Genomic DNA, 19210 nt, shown 5'->3' with positions numbered 1-19210 from the left:
CTGCGTCTTTTCCCCACGAGAGTAGTGACATGAACGCGCGCACCTGGCTGGAAACGCTGGTTGGCTTTGACACCACCAGCCGCAATTCCAATCTTGCCCTGATCGAAACCGTCCGTGACTGGCTCAAGGGTCAGGGCGTCGAGGCGTGGCTGGCGCACAACCCCGAGCGCACCAAGGCCAACCTGTTCGCCACGCTGCCCGCGCAAGACGGCAACCAGCAGGGCGGCATCGTCCTGTCGGGCCACACCGATGTGGTGCCGGTGGACGGTCAGGACTGGAGCTCGGACCCGTTCAAACTCATCGAAAAAGACGGCCTGCTCTATGGCCGCGGCGCCTGCGACATGAAGGGCTTCATCGCCGGATCGCTGGCGCTGGTCCCCGAATTCATGGCCATGCCGCGCAAGAAGCCCATCCACCTGGCGTTCTCCTACGACGAGGAAGTCGGCTGCGCGGGCGCGCCGTACATGCTGGCCGACCTGCACGAACGCGGCATCCGCCCAGAGGGCTGCGTGGTGGGCGAACCCACCGGCATGCAGGTGGTGGTGGCCCACAAGGGGATCAATCTCTTCCGCTGCAAGGTGCACGGCAAGGCGGCCCACTCGTCGCTCACGCCGCGCGGCTGCAACGCCATTGAATACGCCGCCCGCCTGATCTGCCGCATCCGCGACCTGGCCGACAGCTTCAAGGCCAACGGTCCCTACGACCAGTTCTACGACGTCCCGTTCTCCACGATGACGACCAACCAGATCCGGGGCGGCATCGCGGTCAACACCATCCCCGAGCTGTGCGAATTCACCTACGAATTCCGCAATCTGCCGGGCATGCGTCCCGACGACATCCAGGCCGAAGTCGAAAAATACGTGCGTGAAGAGCTCCTGCCCAAGATGAAAGCCGAATTCGACGGCGCCACCATCGAAATCGAGACCGGCGCCGCCGCGCCCGCCCTGGAGGCCTCCGAAGAAGCCGCCATCACCCAGCTCGTGCGCGCCCTGACCGAAGACCGCGCCACGCGCAAGGTCGCCTACGGCACCGAAGCCGGGCTCTTCCAGGGCATCGGCATCCCCACGGTGGTCTGCGGCCCCGGCCACATCGAACAGGCCCACAAGCCCGACGAATACGTGGCCCTGGACCAGCTCGCCGCGTGCGAAACCTTCCTGCGCCGCATGGGCCAGTCCCTCTGACCAGCGGGAAGTCCGAGGGCGGGCGGCGCGCCGGTGCCGTCCGCGTCAGGTAAAATGACGGGTTGCAAACCGGATTTGCGGCCGGCAGTGGCCTGCCGCGATCCCGGGGGAGATGCTTTGGTGAAACCTTACGACTTTCCGGATGCCAAGGGCCATTTCGGGCCTTATGGCGGTGTTTTCGTGGCGGAAACGCTGATGCACGCGCTCGACGAGCTGCGGGCGTCCTACGACCGTTACCGGGTCGATCCCGCCTTCCTGGAAGAGTTCAACTACGAGCTCAAGCATTTTGTGGGCCGGCCCAGCCCGGTCTACCATGCCCGGCGCTGGTCGGAACTCGTGGGCGGCGCCCAGATCTGGTTCAAGCGCGAAGACCTGAACCACACCGGCGCGCACAAGGTCAACAACTGCATTGGCCAAGCCCTCCTGGCCAAGCGCATGGGCAAGCCGCGCGTCATCGCCGAAACCGGCGCGGGCCAGCACGGCGTGGCCACCGCCACGGTCGCGGCCCGCTACGGCATGGAATGCGTGGTGTACATGGGCAGCGAAGACGTGCGCCGCCAGGCCTCCAACGTCTACCGCATGAAGCTCCTGGGCGCCACGGTGGTGCCCGTGAACTCCGGTTCGCGCACCCTGAAGGACGCGCTGAACGAAGCCATGCGCGACTGGGTCACCAACATCGAAAACACGTTCTACATCATCGGCACGGTAGCGGGTCCCGATCCCTATCCCCGCATGGTGCGCGACTTCCAGACCGTCATCGGCAACGAATGCCTGACGCAGATGCCCGAGGCCATCGGCCGCCAGCCCGACTACGTCGTGGCGGCGGTGGGCGGCGGCTCCAATGCCATGGGCATCTTCCATCCCTATATTCCCTACGAAAACGTGCGCCTGATCGGCGTCGAGGCGGCGGGCGAGGGCATGGACAGCGGCAAGCACGCCGCATCGCTGGCCGCAGGGCAGGTGGGCGTGCTGCACGGCAACCGCACCTACGTCATGCAGAACGCCGACGGCCAGGTCCAGGAAACGCACTCCGTCTCGGCCGGCCTGGACTATCCCGGCGTAGGTCCGGAACACGCGTGGCTCAAGGATTCTGCCCGTGCCGAGTACGTCGGCATCACCGACGACGAAGCCCTGAAAGCCTTCCACGACTGCTGCCGCATCGAAGGCATCATGCCCGCGCTGGAGTCGTCGCACGCCATCGCCCAGGCCGTCAAGATGGCCGCCACGCTGCCGCGTGACGCCGTCATCCTGGTCAACCTGTCTGGCCGGGGCGACAAGGACATGCACACCGTCGCCGAACGCGCCGGTATCGAGCTCTGAACATGACAACCCGCACCGATCGCATTGCCGCGGCTTTCGCGCGCACCGCAGAATCCGGCCGCGCCGCGGCCCTGATTCCCTACATCGCCGCCGGCGATCCTTCCCCCGCCGCCACGGTGCCGCTGATGCATGCGCTGGTTGACGCCGGCGCCGACGTCATCGAACTGGGCGTGCCGTTCTCGGACCCCATGGCCGACGGCCCGGTCATCCAGCGCGCCGCAGACCGCGCCATCGCGCAAGGCGTGGGTCTGGCCCGCGTGCTTGAGCTGGTGGCCGACTTCCGCCAGCGTGACACCGCGACGCCCGTGGTCCTGATGGGCTACGCCAATCCCATCGAACGCATGGGCCAGGCCGAATTCGCCAGCCGCGCCGCGCAGGCCGGCGTGGACGGCGTGCTGGTCGTCGACTATCCGCCCGAAGAAGTCATCGAGTTCGCCGCCACCCTGGGCGAACACGGCATTGCGCCCATCTTCCTGTTGGCGCCCACTTCCACCGAAGACCGCATGAAGGCCGTCGCGGCCGTTGCGCGCGGCTATGTGTACTACGTGTCGCTCAAGGGCGTGACGGGAGCTGGCTCGCTGAACACCGACGACGTCGCCGACCGCGTGGCCGTCATTCGCCGCCACGTGCGAGACATCCCGGTGGGCGTGGGATTCGGCATCCGCGACGCCGAAAGTGCCCAGCGCGTGGCGCGCGCCGCCGATGCGGTGGTCATCGGCAGCAAACTGATTGAAACCATGGAGCAGGCGGTCGCCAACGCACCGGCTGCCCAGCAAACCGACGCCGCAGTCGCCGCCGCCAGCGGCTGGCTGCGCACCATCCGGCAGGCGCTGGATCAAGTAAAACGAGAGAACGCGTCGGCCTGAGCGGCCGGGTCGCGATCTCAAACGGGATGAATACTCAATGAGCTGGATCGATAAACTCCTGCCGCCTCGCATCAACAAAACCAGCGACAGCGGCGCCCGCCGCGTCCCCGAAGGCCTTTGGGTGAAATGCCCGTCGTGCGAATCGGTGCTGTATAGCGAAGACCTGGCAGCCAATCTTCACGTCTGCCCCAAGTGCGACCACCACATGCGGATCGGGGCTCGCGCCCGGATCGATTCACTGCTGGACATGGAAGGCCGCGTCGAAATCGGCCAGAACACGCGTTCGGTCGACACCCTGAAATTCAAGGACACGCGCAAGTACCCCGAGCGTCTGCAAGAGGCCGTCAAGGCCACGGGAGAAAGCGACGCGCTGGTCGTCATGAGCGGCTCGATCCGCGGCGTGCCCGCCACGCTGGCCTGCTTCGAATTCGAATTCATGGGCGGCTCGATGGGCTCGGTGGTGGGCGAGCGCTTTGCGCGCGGCGCCCAAGCGGCCTTGGACAACAAAACCCCGTTCATCTGCGTTGCCGCCTCGGGCGGCGCGCGCATGCAGGAAAGCCTGCTGTCGCTCATGCAGATGGCCAAGACCAACGCCATGCTGACCCGCCTGTCGGCCGCCGGCCTGCCGTTCATCAGCGTGCTGACCGATCCCACCATGGGCGGCGTCTCGGCCAGCTTTGCCTTCATGGGCGACGTGGTCATTGCCGAGCCCAAGGCCCTGATCGGCTTTGCGGGTCCGCGCGTGATCGAACAGACCGTGCGTGAAAAGCTGCCCGAAGGCTTCCAGCGCGCGGAGTTCCTGCTGCAGAAGGGCGCGATCGACATGGTCGTCGACCGCCGCCAGCTGCGCGAGGAAATCGCCCGCCTGCTCGCGCTGCTGAACAACCAGCCGGCCGACGTGGTCACCGCTTAAGCTTGCTGTCGTCGCCGGAGCTGCCGCATGACGGCCGCGCCGGCGTCAAAAAAGATGCCGCCGGCAGCCTTGCGCTTCCGGCGGTTTTTTTCGCGAACGGCACTCGGCTGGGCACGAGACTTGCTCTGGCCGCTAGCGCAATTTCACAAGCCTGAATCCCGCGATTTTCGGAACAGTCTTTTCCATGCCTGTTTGTTGCCATATTGCGACATGCGCAAAGCGTGTTGGTCCGGATTTTGCTAAGGTTCCCCGTTAGTCCAGAAATAGATGGAGTTGATCCCATGCAGTCGACGAAAAAGAAAATGCTGACGCGCCTTGCCGGCCTTGCCTTGGCAGGGGTTGCCACCTTTGCTAGCGCCCAGTCGTCCGAGGGCACCCAAGGCGGCGTCAGCCTGCACTATGGCATTGGTGACCACTACAAGCGCCTGACCCTGAATTACGAAACTGCCTCGGTCTGGACCTATCAATTCGGCGGCAACTGGGGGCGTCTGGACCTGACGCCCGAATTCGGCGCGTCGTACTGGCAGGCTGATGGCTCGCGCTCGCCGGGTCACGTCTGGCAGTTCAGCGCCATCCCGATGTTCCGCTGGTGGACCGGCGAACGCTTCTACATCGAAGCGGGTATCGGCGCCACGCTGTTCTCCAGCACGCGCTTTGCCAACGAAAACATCAGCACGGCGTTCCAGTTCGGCGACCACGTCGGCGTGGGCTTCCTGGTCACGCCCAACAACCGTATCGGCGTGCGTTACTCGCACTTCTCGAACGCCAGCATCAAGCGCCCGAACCCGGGCCTGGACGTGGTGCAGCTCACCTATACGTACCAGTTCTGATCGCATGCACCCGCGGGGCGCGCTCGCCTGAGCGGGCGTCCTGCTCGCAGATCTTGAAAACCACCCTTCGGGGTGGTTTTTTTTCGCCCCGGCGCGGCGCATGGCACGGATGCACGTCGCTGCTGAAACCACAAAAAAATTATGTTTTGACTGCGTGTCCACGTACTTGTTGGTGTTGAGTGCAATGGCCAGAATGCCCTGGCGACACCCAAAACCACAACGAGCCGTCGCTCGGGGCTTCGATCCGCCGCTGCACGGGCGATGGCGGCCAGGCCCGGCAGGCGGCACACGGAGACTCAGATGAAATACCCCTGTACGCAGGTGCGCCACATGGCGCGCATGGCCGGCGCCGCCGGTCTGGCCGTTGCCTTGGCCACCGTCTCGTCCGCCGCCTTGGCCGACGAGTTCCCGAACAAGCCCTTGCGCATGGTCGTCGGTTTTGCGCCGGGCGGCGGCGCGGATATCGTGGCCCGGCTGGTCGGCGCCAAGATGTCCGAGAGCCTGGGCCAGCAGATCGTGGTCGAAAATCGCGCGGGCGCCACCGGCACCATTGCCGCAGACAACGTTGCGCGCTCGCCCGCCGACGGCTATTCACTGTTTCTCGGATCGCAATCCACCATGGTCGTGGCGCCGTCCCTGTTCCCCACGCTGCCGTTCAAGCCCGAGACCGATTTCGAGCCGGTGTCGCAGGTCGTGACCATGCCTCTCATCCTCGTGGTCAATCCGGCGCTGATTGACGTCAAGAGCGTCGGCGAACTCACCGAGCACATCCGCAAGGCCGGCAACGGCGCGCTGAGCTACGCGTCGTCCGGGCAGGGCGGCCCGCAGCACATCGCCGGCGAGCTGTACGCGCACCGGGTCGGCACGAAGGTCACGCACGTGCCCTACAAGGGCGAGTCGGCGGCCATCGCCGACGTATTGGGCGGCCATGTGCCCTACATGTTCGCGAACCTGCCGGTGGCGCTGCCGCACATTGCCTCGGGCAAGGTCCGCCCGCTGGCCATCACCAGTCTGAAGCGCGATCCGAAAGCGCCCGAGATTCCGACACTGGCCGAATCGGGCTTCAAGGACTTCGAGGTCTCGACCTGGTACGGCGTCTTTGCGCCGGCCAAGACGCCCAAGTCCGTGGTCGACAAGCTTTCCGCTTCGATCCGCACGGCGCTGGCGCAGAACGACATGCAGGCCAAGCTGAGCGAGCAGGGCTTCACGGTGGTCGGCAGCGACTCAGCCGCCTTCAGCCGATTCGTGGGCGCTGAACTGCCGCGCTGGTCGGTGCTGATCCGCGACATCGGCATCAAGCCGGAGTGAATAGGACAACGAAAATGATCGACTTCACCGAAAAACGCGCCGCCGGTCCCGTCATCCGGCTGCATTCCGCCGACAACGTCGTGGTGGCGCGCGTGCCCATCGGCATCGGCGCCGCCGTGCCTTCCGAAGACCTGGTCAGCCGCAGCCAGGTGCCCGCCGGGCACAAGATCGCGGCGCGCGATCTGCGGGCGGGCGAACCCATCCTGAAATACAACGTGTGCATCGGCTTTGCCGCGACGGACATTCCCGCCGGCACCTACGTGCATTCGCACAACATGGACTTTCAGGAGTTCGACCGCGACTACGCACATGCCCGTGACTACGTGCCGACGCCCGTGCTGCCCGAATCGGAGCAGGCGCAATTCCAGGGCATCGTGCGCGCTAACGGCCAGGTGGGCACGCGCAACTATATCGGCATCCTCGCCACCGTGAACTGTTCGGCCACGGTGGTGCACCGGATTGCGTCCGCATTCACGGAAGAGGTTATGGCTGCCTATCCCAACGTGGACGGCGTGGTGGCGTTGAGTCACGGCATGGGCTGCGGCATGGAAATGTCCGGCGAGCCCATGGACCTCTTGCGGCGCACGATGGGCGGGTACGCCTGTCATGCGAATTTCGCGGGCGTGCTGATCGTCGGCCTGGGGTGCGAACGCAACCAGCTCGATGCGCTGCTCAAGGACCAGGGCCTGGAAGCAGGCGCGCGGCTGCAGACGTTCATCATGCAGGAGACCGGCGGCACCCGCAAAACGATCGAAGCCGGCATCGCTGCCGTGAAGACGATGCTGCCCGCCGCCAATGACGTGCGCCGCGAGCCGGTGTCCGCGCGTCACCTGAAGATCGGCCTGCAGTGCGGCGGCTCTGACGGCTTCTCGTCGATCACCGCCAATCCTGCGCTGGGCGCGGCCATGGACATCCTGGTGCGCCACGGCGGCACGGCCATCCTGTCCGAGACGCCGGAGATCTATGGCGTTGAACATACGTTGACGTCGCGGGCCCGAAGCCGCGAAGTCGGCGAGAGGCTGGTCCAGCGCATCCGCTGGTGGAAGGAAGAGTATTCACCGGGCCGCGACGTGCAGATCAACGGCAAGGTCAGTCCCGGCAACCAGATGGGCGGTCTGGCCAACATCTTCGAGAAGTCGCTGGGCTCGTCAATGAAGGGCGGCACCACGGCGCTGATGGAGGTCTATCGCTACGCGGAACCCGTCCGCCAGCCGGGCATGGTGTTCATGGACACGCCGGGGTTCGATCCGGTGTCGGCAACGGGGCAGATCGCCGGCGGCGCCAACATGATCTGCTTCACAACGGGCCGCGGCTCGATGTTCGGCGCCAAGCCGGTGCCGTCGCTGAAACTTGCCACCAACACCCCGATGTACGAACGGCTGACCGAAGACATGGACGTCAATTGCGGCGACATCCTGGACGGTACCGCCACGCTGCAAGAGGTGGCGCAGCGGATCTTCGAGGAGATCCTGCGCGTGGCCTCGGGCGCCCGCAGCAAGAGCGAGTTGCTGGGGTTGGGCGATCACGAGTTCGTGCCTTGGAACATCGGCGTCGTGAGCTGACCGCGTCCAGAAAGCAGACAGCGGACGGGCAGTCGTGACCGTCCGCGCGCGCGACCCGGCGCTCAGGCGTCGGACAGCGAGCCGGCGCCCGGCATGTCAAAACCATTGGCCTGCAATGCGGTCTTCAGTGCGTCCGTCTGCGCGGCGTTCAGCTCGACCAGGGGCGGGCGCACCGTGGCCCATGCCGCGTCGCCCGACTTCCAGGCGATGGCCGCCTTCATCGCGGGAATCATGGGGAACTGCTGGAACACGTTGCGGGTGGCGTTCAGCCCGGCCTGGCGCGCGTCGGCGTCAGCCTCCTGCCAGCGCTGCTGCAGGGCCACGATGGGACCCGGATTGACGTTGCCCGTGGCCGTGATGCAGCCGACGCCGCCCGCGCGCAGGGTCTGCAGCAGGAATGCCTCGCTGCCCGCATAGACCTGGAATCCGCGCGGCGTGAAACGCTCGATCATCGCCGCCGTGTTGGCCCAGTCGCCCCCGCTGTCCTTCACGCCCGCCACGATGCCGGGATAGCGGGTCAGCAGACGGTCGATCAGGTCCAGACTGAGCGGCACCTGGCTGACGGGCGGGATGTGATACAGGTACAGGCGCAGCTTGTCGTCGCCGACGCCTTCGATCAGCTCGGCAAAGTAGCGGAACAGGCCTTCGTCGCTGACGCCCTTGTAGTAGAAGGGCGGCAGCACCAGCACGCCCATGCTGCCGCTGCGCACGGCATGCTGCGTGAGCGCGATGGCGTCGGGCAGCGCGCACGCGCCCGTGCCGGGCATCAGGGCCGACGGCTCCACGCCCGCTTCCAGCAGCGCATCCAGCAGCGTGTGCTTTTCCGCGAGCGACAACGAGTTCGCCTCGGAGTTGGTGCCGAAAATCGCCAGTCCGACGGACTGCTCGCGCAGCCAGCGGCAGTGCTTCACGTAGCGTCCCAAGGCCGGGCGATAGCGCTCATCGAACGGCGTGAGGACCGGAGAAAAAACGCCGGGAATGCGGGCAGGGGTCGTCATGTCTCTACTCGTTATTGGATGGATGAAAAGGACGCGCCGCGGCCGCGCGGCTGCGATTTCCGATTCTGGCACCGATCCGCCCACCGAACATCTGCTGTTTAATGGGTTCAATCCATAAAATTGTTGTGGTCTGCCAACCGTCGCGCCACACAGCTACAAGAAGGGGAGACCGTGGATACGCGATATGTGCAGAGCTTTGTATCGGTCATCGAAAGCGGCTCGCTGGCCGAGGCGGCGCGGCGGCTGGACCTGACGCCCGCCGCCATTGCCGCGCGCGTGCGCACGCTCGAAGAAGAACTGGGCGCCACGCTGGTCAAGCGCGTCGGCCGCAGCGTCAAGGCGACCGAAGCCGGCCTGAAGGTGTTGGAGCGTGCCCGCAGCGTGCTGCGCGAGGTGCGCGACCTGCGAGCCAGCGCCACGGACGACGCGCCGCTCGGCGAGCTGCGGCTGGGCGTCTCGGCCTCGGCCCTGACCGGCATCATGCCTATCGTGCTGGCCCGCTTGTACCGGCGGATGCCCAAGCTGGCGGTCTTCATGGAACCCGGCACCTCCAACCATCTGTACCACCGCGTCATCAACGGCGACCTGGACGCGGCGTTCATCGTCAAGCCGCAGTTCAACCTGTCCAAGGGCTATGCCTGGAAGCAGGTGACCGAGGAGCCGCTGGTTGTGCTTGCGCCGCCCGATACGCCGGGCAACGATGCGCACGAGCTGATGCGCACACAACCCTTCATCCGCTACGACCGCAACGTCTGGGGCGGGCGTCTGGCCGACCAGTATCTGCGGCAGCACGGCATCGCGCCGCGCGAGCGCCTGGAGGTCGACGGCCTGATGGGCATCGCCTGCATGGTGTCGGAGGGGCTGGGGGTGTCGCTGGTGCCCGACTGGGCGCCGGACTGGCTCGACAGCCGGCGCGTCAAGCGCGTGCTGCTGCCCGGGCGCGCGCCGCTGCGCCGGATGGGCATTCTGTGGGCGCGCCATATGCCGCATTCGGCCCTGGCGGAAGCCTTCGTGGAGGAGGCGGGCCGGGCGCTCGATCCGCAGTCGCGCCGCTCGGCGGGCGATTGACGCCATAAAAAAAACACCCCGCAGACCGTTTCCGGCGTGCGGGGTGCTGTGTCTGTCAGGGCGAGGCCCTGACGGCCTTGCGGCTTAGTGGCGCGTTTCGACCTGGACCAGCGGCTCGTTCGAGACGGGCGTCACCGGCTTGCGTTCGCGGCCCAGACGGACCGGCGTATACGAGGAGGCAATGCGCTGCTGCGTTTGCGCGTGGCGTTCCGGGTCGGTTTCCACCCACTTCAGGCCAGCGGCGTTGACCACGTCGTGCAGGGCTTGCGCCTTGGCAGCGGGGGCAACGGCAGGCACCACGATGGGCTGTTGCGCGCTGGCCGGCGCGACCGGCGCGGGGGCCGGAGCAACGGGCGCAACTGCCGGCGTCTGAACCACGGGTTCGGCGGCGGGCGCTTCCACGGGGGCCTGGACCGGCGCCGCGGGGGCCGAAGCCTCGCTGGCGGGTTGCACAGCAACGGGCGGGGTCGCTTGCGGCGCAGTCTGCACCGGTTGGACGGGCTCGGCTGCCGGTTGGGTCACGGGCTCGGCAGCGGGCTGCGCCGAGGGCTCAACTGCCGGCTCGGCCGCGGCTTGGACGGGCTCAGCCTTGGGGGCTTGAACCGGTTCGGCCTGGACTTGCACGGGTTGGGCGGCGGTCTGCACGGGCTGGGCCGGCGCTTGAACCTGCTGCACGGGGGCGGGAGCGGCTTGCTCGGCGGCCGGTTGGACGGGCGCGGCGGCTTGGGCTTCAACGCCTTCGGCCTGCTGTTCGCCAGCATCTTCAGCGCCGTCTTCCTGCTGCTCGTCGGTACCGGCCAAACCGGCTTCGTCCTGGCTGCGACGGCCACGGCGGCTGCGGCGGCGGCGGCGCTTGCGCTCGGGATCCGCGGCGCCTTCGGCGCCTTCAGCACCGGCGAACGTGTCGGCAGACTCGTCAGCGTCAACGTCGTCCTGGGCTTCGGCGGCGGGCTTGGCATCCGACTTGGCGTCCGGCAGCGCGGTGGCGACCGTCTGGGCCAAGGCGGCGACCATGCTTTCCTGTTCGCTCATCGGCGCGTCGGATTGACCTTCCTCGCGGCGGTTGCGGCCACGGCCACGGCGGCGATTGCGGCCGGCGCCGGTGTCTTCACCATTGAGCTCGGGCGATTGTTCAGGACGGGCGGACGCCAGGGCTGCCTGGGTGGCGGCCGGCGTGTCGCGCTCGCCGCGGCCTTCGCCACGGTTGTTGCGATCGCCGCGCTCGGCATCCGAGCGGCGGTTGCCGCGCACGTGATGACGGCCGCCTTCGGAGGCCTCGGCGCCTTCGCCACGGCCTTCACCGCGGCGGTTGCGGTTGCGGTCGGAGCCGTGGCGTTCGCCGCGGCGTTCCTGGCCATCATGGCCACCGCGGCCCTTGCCACGCGACGAGCCCGCGCGCTTGGCGGTTTCCTCGGCGGCAGCGGGGGCGGGCTTGGCGGGTTCGGAGCCACCGGTCAGCCAGCCGACCAGACGCTTGAACAGGCCGCCCAGACCGGCGCCTGCCGCGGGCGCGGCGGGGGCGGCGGCCGGTGCTGCCGGCGTGGAGACGGGGGCGGGCTGCGACGGCGTGATGCCCTTGACCAGGGCTTCCGGACGCGACTTGATTTCGTTTTCGCGCGGCTGCCAGGGCGCGTCCGTGGCGGGCGCTTCCACCAGTTCGAAACTGGTCTTCAGCTCTTCCAGGCGCGGATCGTCGTGGCGCAGGCGCTCGATGTGATGATGCGGCGTTTCCAGATGCTTGTTGGGGATCAGCATCAGGTTGACCTTCAGGCGGGCTTCCATCTTGGTGATGTCGGCACGCTTTTCGTTCAACAGGTAAGTGGCCACGTCGACGGGCACCTGGGCGTGGACCGCCGCGGTGTTTTCCTTCATGGCCTCTTCCTGCAGCAGGCGCAGGACGTGCAGGGCGCTGGACTCGGCATCACGGATGACGCCGGTGCCGTTGCAGCGCGGGCAGGTGATGTGCGAGCCTTCGTTCAGGGCCGGACGCAGGCGCTGACGCGACAGTTCCATCAGGCCGAAACGCGAGATCTTGCCCATCTGGACGCGGGCACGGTCGAAATGGAGAGCATCACGCAGGCGCTGTTCGACGGCGCGCTGGTTCTTGCTGTCTTCCATGTCGATGAAGTCGATGACGATCAGGCCACCCAGGTCGCGCAGGCGCAACTGGCGGGCCACTTCGTCGGCCGCTTCCGAGTTGGTGCGCAGCGCGGTTTCCTCGATGTCGGCGCCGCGGGTCGAGCGGGCCGAGTTCACGTCCACGGAAACCAGCGCTTCGGTGTGGTCGATCACGATGGCGCCGCCCGAGGGCAGTTGCACCGTGCGCGAGTAAGCCGTCTCGATCTGGTGTTCGATCTGGAAGCGCGAGAAAAGGGGGATGTCGTCACGGTAGCGTTTGACGCGCTGGACGTTGTCCGGCATCACCACGCTCATGAAGGCGGTGGCCTGGTCGGCGATCTCGTCGGTGTCGATCAGGATCTCGCCGATTTCGGGCGAGAAGTAATCGCGGATCGCGCGGATGACCAGGCTGGATTCGAGATAGATGAGGATGGGCGCGGAGTTGTCGCGCGCGGCACCGTCGATGGCGGTCCAGAGCTGCAGCAGATAGGACAGGTCCCATTGCAGTTCTTCGACGTTGCGGCCGATGCCTGCGGTGCGGGCGATGATGCTCATGCCCTGCGGCAGGTCGAGCTGTTCCATCGTGTCGCGCAGTTCCTGGCGGTCCTCGCCCTCGACGCGGCGCGAAACACCACCGCCGCGGGGGTTGTTGGGCATCAGGACCAGGTAACGGCCGGCCAGCGAGATGAACGTGGTCAGGGCTGCGCCCTTGTTGCCGCGTTCTTCTTTTTCGACCTGGACGATCAGTTCCTGGCCTTCGCGCAGGGCGTCCTGGATGCGGGCGGTGCGGACGTCGACGCCTTCCTTGAAGAAGCTGCGTGCAACTTCCTTGAAGGGCAGAAAGCCGTGGCGGTCTTCGCCGTAGTTGACGAAGCACGCTTCGAGGCCGGGTTCGATCCGGGTGATGACACCTTTGTAGATATTGCCTTTGCGCTGTTCGCGGCCGGCAGTCTCGATGTCAAGGTCGATGAGTTTTTGCCCATCGACGATAGCGACGCGTAATTCTTCCTGATGCGTCGCATTGAACAGCATGCGCTTCATGAGAGGGTTTCTCCGTTGTCATGACGCGCCGATATCGGCGCGTGACCTCGGGCCACTCGGGCTGCGGCTGAAGCGGGCAAGAAGGTGCGGACCGTACCTGGGCGGCGCCCAGGCGTATCCGCCGCGGGTCAGGCGGGCACGTCGTGCCGTGGGGCACGGGGTTCTGTCAGCAGGAGGGTCAGCTTCACTGAATGTGGTTTGACGGAAAAAATGCTGTGAACGGCAGCTGCGGTCGGATTGGTTGCCCACACGCAGCTGGTGCTTTAAATATGCGACGATTCTTGCAGTGCTTCAGAGCCGCTTGCGGCATGCAACGGACCTGCCGGAACAGCGGGCAAGATGAATGCCACACCACTATTCCGCAGGGCTCGGTTGCGCCGGCGACCAAGAGACCCAGGGGTTGAATGAGCAGGCAGTACAATGGCGGCCCGCGCGCTCGACGGAGTTGCGTGTTGGTTGCATCTCTACGCCAGGCGGCTTGTTCAGCCCCTTAAGGCTGTCCCGATTATATGTCGCTTTCCGCAATGCGCAAAGAAACTTCCTCCCCCGTATCCGCCTCTAAAGCAGCCCCCGCCGTCCGCATGGTTGAAGTGGGCGCCGAGCATGCCGGCCAGCGTCTGGACAACTTCCTCATGCGGCTGTGCAAGGGGGTGCCCAAGACGCACATCTACAAGGCGATCCGCGGCGGCGAAGTCCGCGTCAACAAGGGACGCATCCAGGTCGATTACCGGATCGAAGAGGGCGATGTGGTCCGCATTCCGCCCCTGCGCCTGCCGGACCCCGGCAAGCCCCGGCCCGTGCCCGCGGCTGAATTTCCGATCGTCTTCGAAGACGACGCCATGCTCGTCGTGGACAAGCCCGCCGGCGTCGCGGTCCACGGCGGCAGCGGCGTGTCGTTTGGCGTGATCGAACAACTGCGCGCCGCGCGCCCGCAGGCCAAGTTCCTGGAGCTGGTGCACCGGCTGGACCGCGAAACCTCCGGGCTGCTGATGGTCGCCAAGAAGCGCAGCGCGCTGCTGGCCCTGCACGCGATGCTGCGCGAGGGCCGGAGCGACAAGCATTATTTCGCGCTGGTCGAGGGCGATTGGGTCAACGACCGCCAGCACATCAAGCTGTCCCTGTCCAAATGGACCACGCAGTCCGGCGAGCGCCGCGTCAAGGTGGATCCGGACGGGCAGGCGGCGCACACGATTGTCACGCTGAAGCAGCGCTTTGGCGGTTACAGTCTGGTCGACGCCGAGCTGCGCACCGGACGCACCCACCAGATCCGGGTCCATCTGGCCGCCAGCGGCTTTCCCATCGTCGGGGACGACAAGTACGGCCACGACGAGGTGCGGGCGCAGTTTGCGCGGCAGGGCTTCAACCGCATGTTCCTGCACGCCCACCGCCTCACCCTGCCTCACCCCCTGACGGGCGAGGTCATGACACTGACCGCCGAGCTGCCGCCCGCTTGCCGGAACATACTGAAAACACTGGAGTCTGCCTGATATGTCGTATTCGCTGGTCGTCTTTGACTGGGATGGCACCCTGATGGATTCCACACATAGCATCGTGGCCGCCATCCAGGGCGCTTGCCGCGATCTGGATCTGGCGGTGCCGTCCGCGTCCGAGGCAAGCTGGGTCATCGGCCTCTCGCTTGAAAGCGCGTTGCGCCGTGCCGTCCCCGAATTGACGCAGGCCATGCTGCCGCGCTTCCTCGAGCGCTACCGCACCCACTACCTGCTGCGCGATCCCGAATTGCGCCTGTTTGACGGCATCAACGAGCTGCTGGCCGATCTGGCCAACCAAAATGTGCGGCTGGCCGTTGCCACGGGCAAGAGCCGCGTCGGTCTGACGCGCGCGCTGGCCGCGACCGGCCTCGGTCCGCTGTTTGCCGCCACCCGCACCGCCGACGAGACCTTCAGCAAGCCGCATCCCGCCATGCTGCACGAACTGATGCAGGAACTGGACGTCGATCCGTCGCGGGTCATCATGGTGGGAGATACCTCGCACGACCTGCAGATGGCCTGCAATGCGGGTGTTCACGGTCTTGGCGTCACCTACGGTGCCCACACCTTGAAGGAGCTTCAGGGGTGTGCCCCGCAAGCGGTGCTCGACACCGTGCCGCTGGTGCGTGAATGGCTGCTGCCCCGAGTCAGCGCGAACGCGGCGGAATAACATAGGGCTGTCCAGCGTCCATGGTTGACGCAGGCGCTCGCTCATTGAGCGGGCGCCATACCGGAGATTACGATGCTGATACGCAAGCCCGACGACTACCTGCCGTCCGAAATCACTTCCGAAACCGTGTGGCGATCACGCCGCGAGCTGATGCTGCGCGCCGGTGTGGCCGCGGCCGCCGCCGGACTGCCGGGCTGGGCCACGCGCGCCGCCCACGCGCAGGAAACCGGCGCGCTGCCCGGAAAGTCCAATCCCGCGTTCAGCGTCATGGACAAGCAGACGTCCCTTGCGGACATCACGTCCTACAACAATTACTACGAGTTCGGCGTAGATAAGGGTGAACCGGCCAAAAATGCCAGTAAGTTGCAGACTCGGCCGTGGACGGTGAGTGTCGAGGGCGAGGTCAATAAGCCGCGCACGTTCACCATCGAAGACCTGCTCAAGCTCGCGCCGATGGAAGACCGCGTCTACCGCCTGCGCTGCGTCGAAGGCTGGTCCATGGTCATTCCGTGGGTGGGCTATTCGCTGTCCGAGGTGCTCAAGCAGGTGGAGCCGAACGGCAACGCCAAGTACGTCGAGTTTGTCACTGCGGTTCAGCGGGAAAACATGCCGGGCGTACGCGCCGCCATTCTCGAGTGGCCGTACGTGGAGGGGCTGCGCCTCGATGAGGCCATGCATCCGCTGTCGATGCTGGTTTTTGGCGTCTATGGGCGCGTGCTGCCCAACCAGAACGGCGCGCCGCTGCGGCTGGCTGTGCCGTGGAAGTACGGATTTAAATCCGGCAAGTCGCTGGTAAAGATCCGGCTGGTCGAAAAGCCGCCTGTCACGTCCTGGGTCAAGTCCGCACCGCAGGAGTACGGCTTCTACGCCAATGTGAACCCCAACGTCGCGCATCCTCGCTGGAGCCAGGCCACCGAGCGCCGCATCGGTGAGGACGGCCTGTTCACGCCCAAGCGCAAGACGTTGATGTTCAACGGCTACGGCGATCAGGTGGCGTCGCTTTATCAGGGCATGGACCTGAAGGCCAATTACTGAGGCGCGGATTCATGTCCGTCGCTCCTCGCGCGGCCCCGGCTGCGGCTCCCCGGAAGGCGCAGTTGTCGGCCCGGACGGTTGGACGCTTCAAGCCGCTGCTCTTTCTGCTGGGCCTGGCGCCATTCGCGCGCTGGATCTGGCTGGGTACGCACGACGGGCTCACCGCAAATCCCGTCGAATTCCTGACCCGTTCGTCTGGCACGTGGGCGCTGGTGTGCCTGCTGGTTACGCTGGCTGTCACTCCGTTGCGGCGGCTGACAGGCCAGCCCGCACTGGTGCGCGTGCGGCGCATGTGCGGGCTGTTCGCGTTCTTTTACGCGGCGCTGCACTTCATGGCGTGGGTGTGGTGGGATCGAGGCTTCGATTCAGCCGAAATGGTGCGTGACATCGTCGAACGGCCCTTCATCATGGTGGGATTTTCGGCGTTCGTGCTGATGACGGCGTTGGCCGCCACCTCCACGCAGTGGGCGATGCGCCGGCTGGGCAAGCGCTGGCAGACCCTGCATCGGGCTATCTATGCCATCGGCCTGCTGGCCATCCTGCACTACTGGTGGCACAAGGCCGGCAAGAATGACCTGTCGGAACCCGCGATCTACGCCGCGGTGCTGGCGGTGCTGCTGGGTTGGCGCATCGTCGCCTGGTGGCGGCGGCGGGCGTAGTTCACCAGTGCGCACTCGCGCCTCTGCACCCGTACGCCGCGTCGCCTAGGGCATGGCCAGCATGATGGCCGCGGTTTCCGCGTCCGGCTGGCCGTCGTGCAGGGCAGGGCGGTAGTGCATCTGGAACGCGGCCAGCGTGTTGATCGTCGCGCGGTCCAGCGTGCCGTCCTGCGGGCTGGCATAGCCCAGCCGCTGCAGCTGTTTCTGAAACCACGCGACGTCCGGCACGCCCTCGACCTGCAGGCGCGCCAGGTGCCGGGCCGCGCCCTCTTCGTTGTACCAACGCCCGATGCCCGCGTCCGCCAGCGTCTTCCATGGGAACAGGGGGCCGGGATCCACCTTGCGCTGCGGCGCGATATCGCTGTGGCCGACTACGTTCTCCGGGACGATATCGTGCCGGCGGATGATGTCGCGCAGCAGGATGGTCAGCGCCTGGACCTGGCGATCGTCATAGGCGTGCCAGACGCGCTCGCCGTTGCTGCCTTCGGTCCAGCCCGGATTGACGATCTCGATGCCGATCGAGGTGCTGTTCATCGCGACGTTGCCGTACCAGGAGCTGGCCCCGGCGTGCCAGGCGGCGCGGTTTTCGTCGACCAGCCGATAGGCGCGACCGTCCAGGTCCAGCAGGTAATGGGCGCTGACCTTGCCCTTGGAGAGCAGGCGCAGCGACTCGGCGTCGTCGACCGTCGTGTAGTGCACGACTACGGACCGCACCCGGCTGCTCTGGCTGGCGGCGGTGATCGAGGTGTCCAGGTTCAGGCCGGCGGGGCCGCGCGCCGCGCAGCCCGCCAGCACCGCCGCGGCAAGCAGCGTGGAAAAGAGGCGGATCATGGTCAACGGGCCAGGTACAGGAACAGCGTCGGCAACTTGTCCAACTGCGGCGCCGGCAGCTTCTTCCAGTCGGCCACCGTGTGCGTGACCACCCATTCGTCCGCCGTCGTCATCGAGCGCGCCACGCACAGCTTGGTGTCGCCCTTCAGCGTTGCGATCAGCGTGGCGAACATTGCGGCGTTGCGGTAGGGGGTCTCGATCAAAAGCTGGGTCTGATTGTGGCGGGCCGAGTGCTGCTCCCAGGCGCGCAACTGCTTGGCGCGCTCGCCGGGGTCGACGGGCGCATAGCCATGAAAGGCGAAGCGCTGCCCGTCCAGGCCGCTGGCCATGAGGCCCAGCAGGATGGAAGAGGGGCCCACCCATGGTTTGACGGGGATCCCCAGGCGATGCGCCGCGTCCACGACCTTGGCGCCGGGGTCCGCGACGGCGGGGCAGCCTGCCTCGGAAACCAGGCCGATCTCCGCCCCGCGCTTCGCGGGGTCCAGCCAGGCCTTGATCTGCGCGGCGTCGGCCTTGTCTGTCAGCGTGTGGATGGTGATTTCCTGCAACGGCCGGGTGGTGCCGATGAGCTTCAGGAAGGCGCGGGCCGTCTTGGCGTTTTCGGCGATGTACGTGTCCAGCCGGCCGGCCAGCGCGCGCACGTCGGCGGGCAGCCAGCGTTCGGGCGGGGCGTCGCCCAGGCTGACGGGAATCAGGTGCAGGGCGCCGGTCATGCGGGCGCTCCCGGGGCGTCGAGCGGATCCAGTCCGAAAGTTGCCAGCATGCGCGTCAATTCGATCAGCGGCAGGCCTATGATGGCGGTGGGATCGTCGCTTTGTATGCTTTCCATCAGGGCAATGCCCAGGCTTTCCGCCTTGGCGCTGCCTGCGGTATCGTAAGGCTCTTCGGCGCGCAGGTAGGCGTCAATGGCATGGTCAGACAGGTGGCGGAACCGGCAGCGCGTCACAATGTCGGCCTTTTCCACCCGCTGGCCGTCCGTCACGGCCAGCGCGCTGTGAAATTCCACCATCTGGCCCGACAGCGCGCGCAGTTGCGCCTGGGCCCGCGTGAAGTCGCCCGGCTTGCCGATGGGGGCGCCGTCCACGGTGGCCACTTGGTCAGAGCCGATCACGATACTGCCCGGATGCGTTGCCGCCACCGCCATTGCCTTGGCAACGGACAGGCGCAGCGCCAGCGCCTCGGGGGTTTCGCCGGGGTGTGGCGTTTCGTCTACATCTGGGGAAATCGCGATAAAGGGCAGGCGCAGGCGCGACAACAGTTCTTTGCGGTATTTCGAGCTGGATGCGAGGATCAGACTAGGCTTGTGGGGCATGCGGCATTTGA

17 protein-coding genes are annotated in these 19210 nt (G+C 66.4%); 12 read left to right on the top strand and 5 right to left on the bottom strand.

Translation table 11 applies throughout. The annotated features are described in order from the left end of the window. Positions 1 to 29: 29 nt before the first annotated feature. From argE to ASD71_RS18850, 7 genes are all read left to right on the top strand, one after another. Positions 30 to 1181 (top strand): acetylornithine deacetylase, encoded by a 1152-nt coding sequence (gene argE, locus ASD71_RS18880; protein WP_056568109.1) that lies wholly within the window; start codon positions 30 to 32, stop codon positions 1179 to 1181. 120 nt (positions 1182 to 1301) lie between these two features. Beyond that, the gene (gene trpB / locus ASD71_RS18875) at positions 1302 to 2501 is read left to right on the top strand and encodes a tryptophan synthase subunit beta (RefSeq protein WP_056569454.1); all 1200 of its coding nucleotides are present in this window, start codon (positions 1302 to 1304) and stop codon (positions 2499 to 2501) included. A 2-nt stretch (positions 2502 to 2503) separates the two neighbouring features. Next, complete coding sequence (gene trpA / locus ASD71_RS18870) at positions 2504 to 3367, top strand: tryptophan synthase subunit alpha (RefSeq protein ID WP_056568106.1); 864 nt, start codon at positions 2504 to 2506, stop codon at positions 3365 to 3367. Positions 3368 to 3404: 37 nt separating this feature from the next. After that, positions 3405 to 4280, top strand: coding sequence for an acetyl-CoA carboxylase, carboxyltransferase subunit beta (gene accD, locus ASD71_RS18865; protein WP_056568103.1), 876 nt, complete (start codon positions 3405 to 3407; stop codon positions 4278 to 4280). 281 nt (positions 4281 to 4561) lie between these two features. Next, a complete protein-coding gene (locus ASD71_RS18860) occupies positions 4562 to 5110 on the top strand; it encodes an acyloxyacyl hydrolase (protein ID WP_056568100.1) in 549 nt (182 codons plus the stop codon). A gap of 300 nt (positions 5111 to 5410) precedes the next feature. Further along, positions 5411 to 6418 carry a tripartite tricarboxylate transporter substrate binding protein gene (locus tag ASD71_RS18855; protein ID WP_056568097.1) on the top strand — a complete coding sequence of 336 codons (1008 nt, stop codon included), beginning with the start codon at positions 5411 to 5413 and terminating at the stop codon, positions 6416 to 6418. A gap of 14 nt (positions 6419 to 6432) precedes the next feature. Beyond that, positions 6433 to 7980, top strand: coding sequence for a UxaA family hydrolase (locus ASD71_RS18850; protein ID WP_056568094.1), 1548 nt, complete (start codon positions 6433 to 6435; stop codon positions 7978 to 7980). A gap of 62 nt (positions 7981 to 8042) precedes the next feature. Here ASD71_RS18850 and ASD71_RS18845 read toward each other — a convergent pair whose 3' ends face one another. Then, positions 8043 to 8978, bottom strand: a complete 936-nt coding sequence (locus ASD71_RS18845; protein WP_056568092.1) for a dihydrodipicolinate synthase family protein — start codon at positions 8976 to 8978, stop codon at positions 8043 to 8045. Between the two features lie 171 nt (positions 8979 to 9149). On the opposite strand from ASD71_RS18845, the gene ASD71_RS18840 reads away from it, so the two are divergent. Continuing rightward, positions 9150 to 10046, top strand: a complete 897-nt coding sequence (locus ASD71_RS18840; protein ID WP_056568090.1) for a LysR family transcriptional regulator — start codon at positions 9150 to 9152, stop codon at positions 10044 to 10046. An 84-nt stretch (positions 10047 to 10130) separates the two neighbouring features. Here the strand turns inward: ASD71_RS18840 and ASD71_RS18835 are convergent, their stop codons facing one another. After that, the gene (locus tag ASD71_RS18835) at positions 10131 to 13205 is read right to left on the bottom strand and encodes an Rne/Rng family ribonuclease (RefSeq protein ID WP_056568087.1); all 3075 of its coding nucleotides are present in this window, start codon (positions 13203 to 13205) and stop codon (positions 10131 to 10133) included. Between the two features lie 524 nt (positions 13206 to 13729). On the opposite strand from ASD71_RS18835, the gene ASD71_RS18830 reads away from it, so the two are divergent. The 4 genes from ASD71_RS18830 to msrQ all read left to right on the top strand — a co-directional run bounded on the left by ASD71_RS18830 (position 13730) and on the right by msrQ (position 17056). Beyond that, entirely contained in the window at positions 13730 to 14692 is a 963-nt protein-coding gene (locus tag ASD71_RS18830) for an RluA family pseudouridine synthase (RefSeq protein ID WP_369818977.1), read from the top strand. A gap of 1 nt (position 14693) precedes the next feature. Further along, on the top strand, positions 14694 to 15362 hold the full coding sequence (locus ASD71_RS18825) for an HAD family hydrolase (RefSeq protein ID WP_056568081.1): 669 nt from the start codon (positions 14694 to 14696) through the stop codon (positions 15360 to 15362). A gap of 72 nt (positions 15363 to 15434) precedes the next feature. Continuing rightward, a complete protein-coding gene (gene msrP / locus ASD71_RS18820) occupies positions 15435 to 16397 on the top strand; it encodes a protein-methionine-sulfoxide reductase catalytic subunit MsrP (protein ID WP_056568078.1) in 963 nt (320 codons plus the stop codon). 11 nt (positions 16398 to 16408) lie between these two features. Then, positions 16409 to 17056 (top strand): protein-methionine-sulfoxide reductase heme-binding subunit MsrQ, encoded by a 648-nt coding sequence (gene msrQ / locus ASD71_RS18815; protein ID WP_056568075.1) that lies wholly within the window; start codon positions 16409 to 16411, stop codon positions 17054 to 17056. A gap of 45 nt (positions 17057 to 17101) precedes the next feature. Here msrQ and ASD71_RS18810 read toward each other — a convergent pair whose 3' ends face one another. Genes ASD71_RS18810 through ASD71_RS18800 form a run of 3 tightly spaced genes read right to left on the bottom strand, consistent with a single transcriptional unit; the run spans position 17102 to position 19199 of the window. Then, positions 17102 to 17887, bottom strand: coding sequence for an N-acetylmuramoyl-L-alanine amidase (locus ASD71_RS18810; protein WP_056568072.1), 786 nt, complete (start codon positions 17885 to 17887; stop codon positions 17102 to 17104). A gap of 2 nt (positions 17888 to 17889) precedes the next feature. Continuing rightward, complete coding sequence (locus ASD71_RS18805) at positions 17890 to 18600, bottom strand: SAM-dependent methyltransferase (protein ID WP_056568069.1); 711 nt, start codon at positions 18598 to 18600, stop codon at positions 17890 to 17892. Then, positions 18597 to 19199 (bottom strand): Maf-like protein, encoded by a 603-nt coding sequence (locus ASD71_RS18800; RefSeq protein ID WP_056568066.1) that lies wholly within the window; start codon positions 19197 to 19199, stop codon positions 18597 to 18599. Before ASD71_RS18800 ends, ASD71_RS18805 begins: the two co-directional genes overlap by 4 nt. Positions 19200 to 19210: the final 11 nt, after the last annotated feature.

Source organism: Achromobacter sp. Root565 (assembly GCF_001427425.1).
In the GTDB taxonomy this organism is placed as follows: domain Bacteria; phylum Pseudomonadota; class Gammaproteobacteria; order Burkholderiales; family Burkholderiaceae_B; genus Achromobacter; species Achromobacter spanius_D.
This window is presented reverse-complemented; position numbering and strand designations above follow the sequence as displayed.

Bases quoted from the DNA above. Each gene is read 5' to 3' on its own strand.
- argE (WP_056568109.1), top strand. From the start codon at position 30: ATGAACGCGCGCACCTGGCTGGAAACGCTGGTTGGCTTTGACACCACC.
- trpA (WP_056568106.1), top strand. From the start codon at position 2,504: ATGACAACCCGCACCGATCGCATTGCCGCGGCTTTCGCGCGCACCGCA.
- accD (WP_056568103.1), top strand. From the start codon at position 3,405: ATGAGCTGGATCGATAAACTCCTGCCGCCTCGCATCAACAAAACCAGC.
- ASD71_RS18860 (WP_056568100.1), top strand. From the start codon at position 4,562: ATGCAGTCGACGAAAAAGAAAATGCTGACGCGCCTTGCCGGCCTTGCC.
- ASD71_RS18855 (WP_056568097.1), top strand. From the start codon at position 5,411: ATGAAATACCCCTGTACGCAGGTGCGCCACATGGCGCGCATGGCCGGC.
- ASD71_RS18850 (WP_056568094.1), top strand. From the start codon at position 6,433: ATGATCGACTTCACCGAAAAACGCGCCGCCGGTCCCGTCATCCGGCTG.
- ASD71_RS18845 (WP_056568092.1), bottom strand. From the start codon at position 8,978: ATGACGACCCCTGCCCGCATTCCCGGCGTTTTTTCTCCGGTCCTCACG.
- ASD71_RS18835 (WP_056568087.1), bottom strand. From the start codon at position 13,205: ATGAAGCGCATGCTGTTCAATGCGACGCATCAGGAAGAATTACGCGTC.
- ASD71_RS18830 (WP_369818977.1), top strand. From the start codon at position 13,730: ATGCGCAAAGAAACTTCCTCCCCCGTATCCGCCTCTAAAGCAGCCCCC.
- ASD71_RS18825 (WP_056568081.1), top strand. From the start codon at position 14,694: ATGTCGTATTCGCTGGTCGTCTTTGACTGGGATGGCACCCTGATGGAT.
- msrP (WP_056568078.1), top strand. From the start codon at position 15,435: ATGCTGATACGCAAGCCCGACGACTACCTGCCGTCCGAAATCACTTCC.
- msrQ (WP_056568075.1), top strand. From the start codon at position 16,409: ATGTCCGTCGCTCCTCGCGCGGCCCCGGCTGCGGCTCCCCGGAAGGCG.
- ASD71_RS18810 (WP_056568072.1), bottom strand. From the start codon at position 17,887: ATGATCCGCCTCTTTTCCACGCTGCTTGCCGCGGCGGTGCTGGCGGGC.
- ASD71_RS18805 (WP_056568069.1), bottom strand. From the start codon at position 18,600: ATGACCGGCGCCCTGCACCTGATTCCCGTCAGCCTGGGCGACGCCCCG.
- ASD71_RS18800 (WP_056568066.1), bottom strand. From the start codon at position 19,199: ATGCCCCACAAGCCTAGTCTGATCCTCGCATCCAGCTCGAAATACCGC.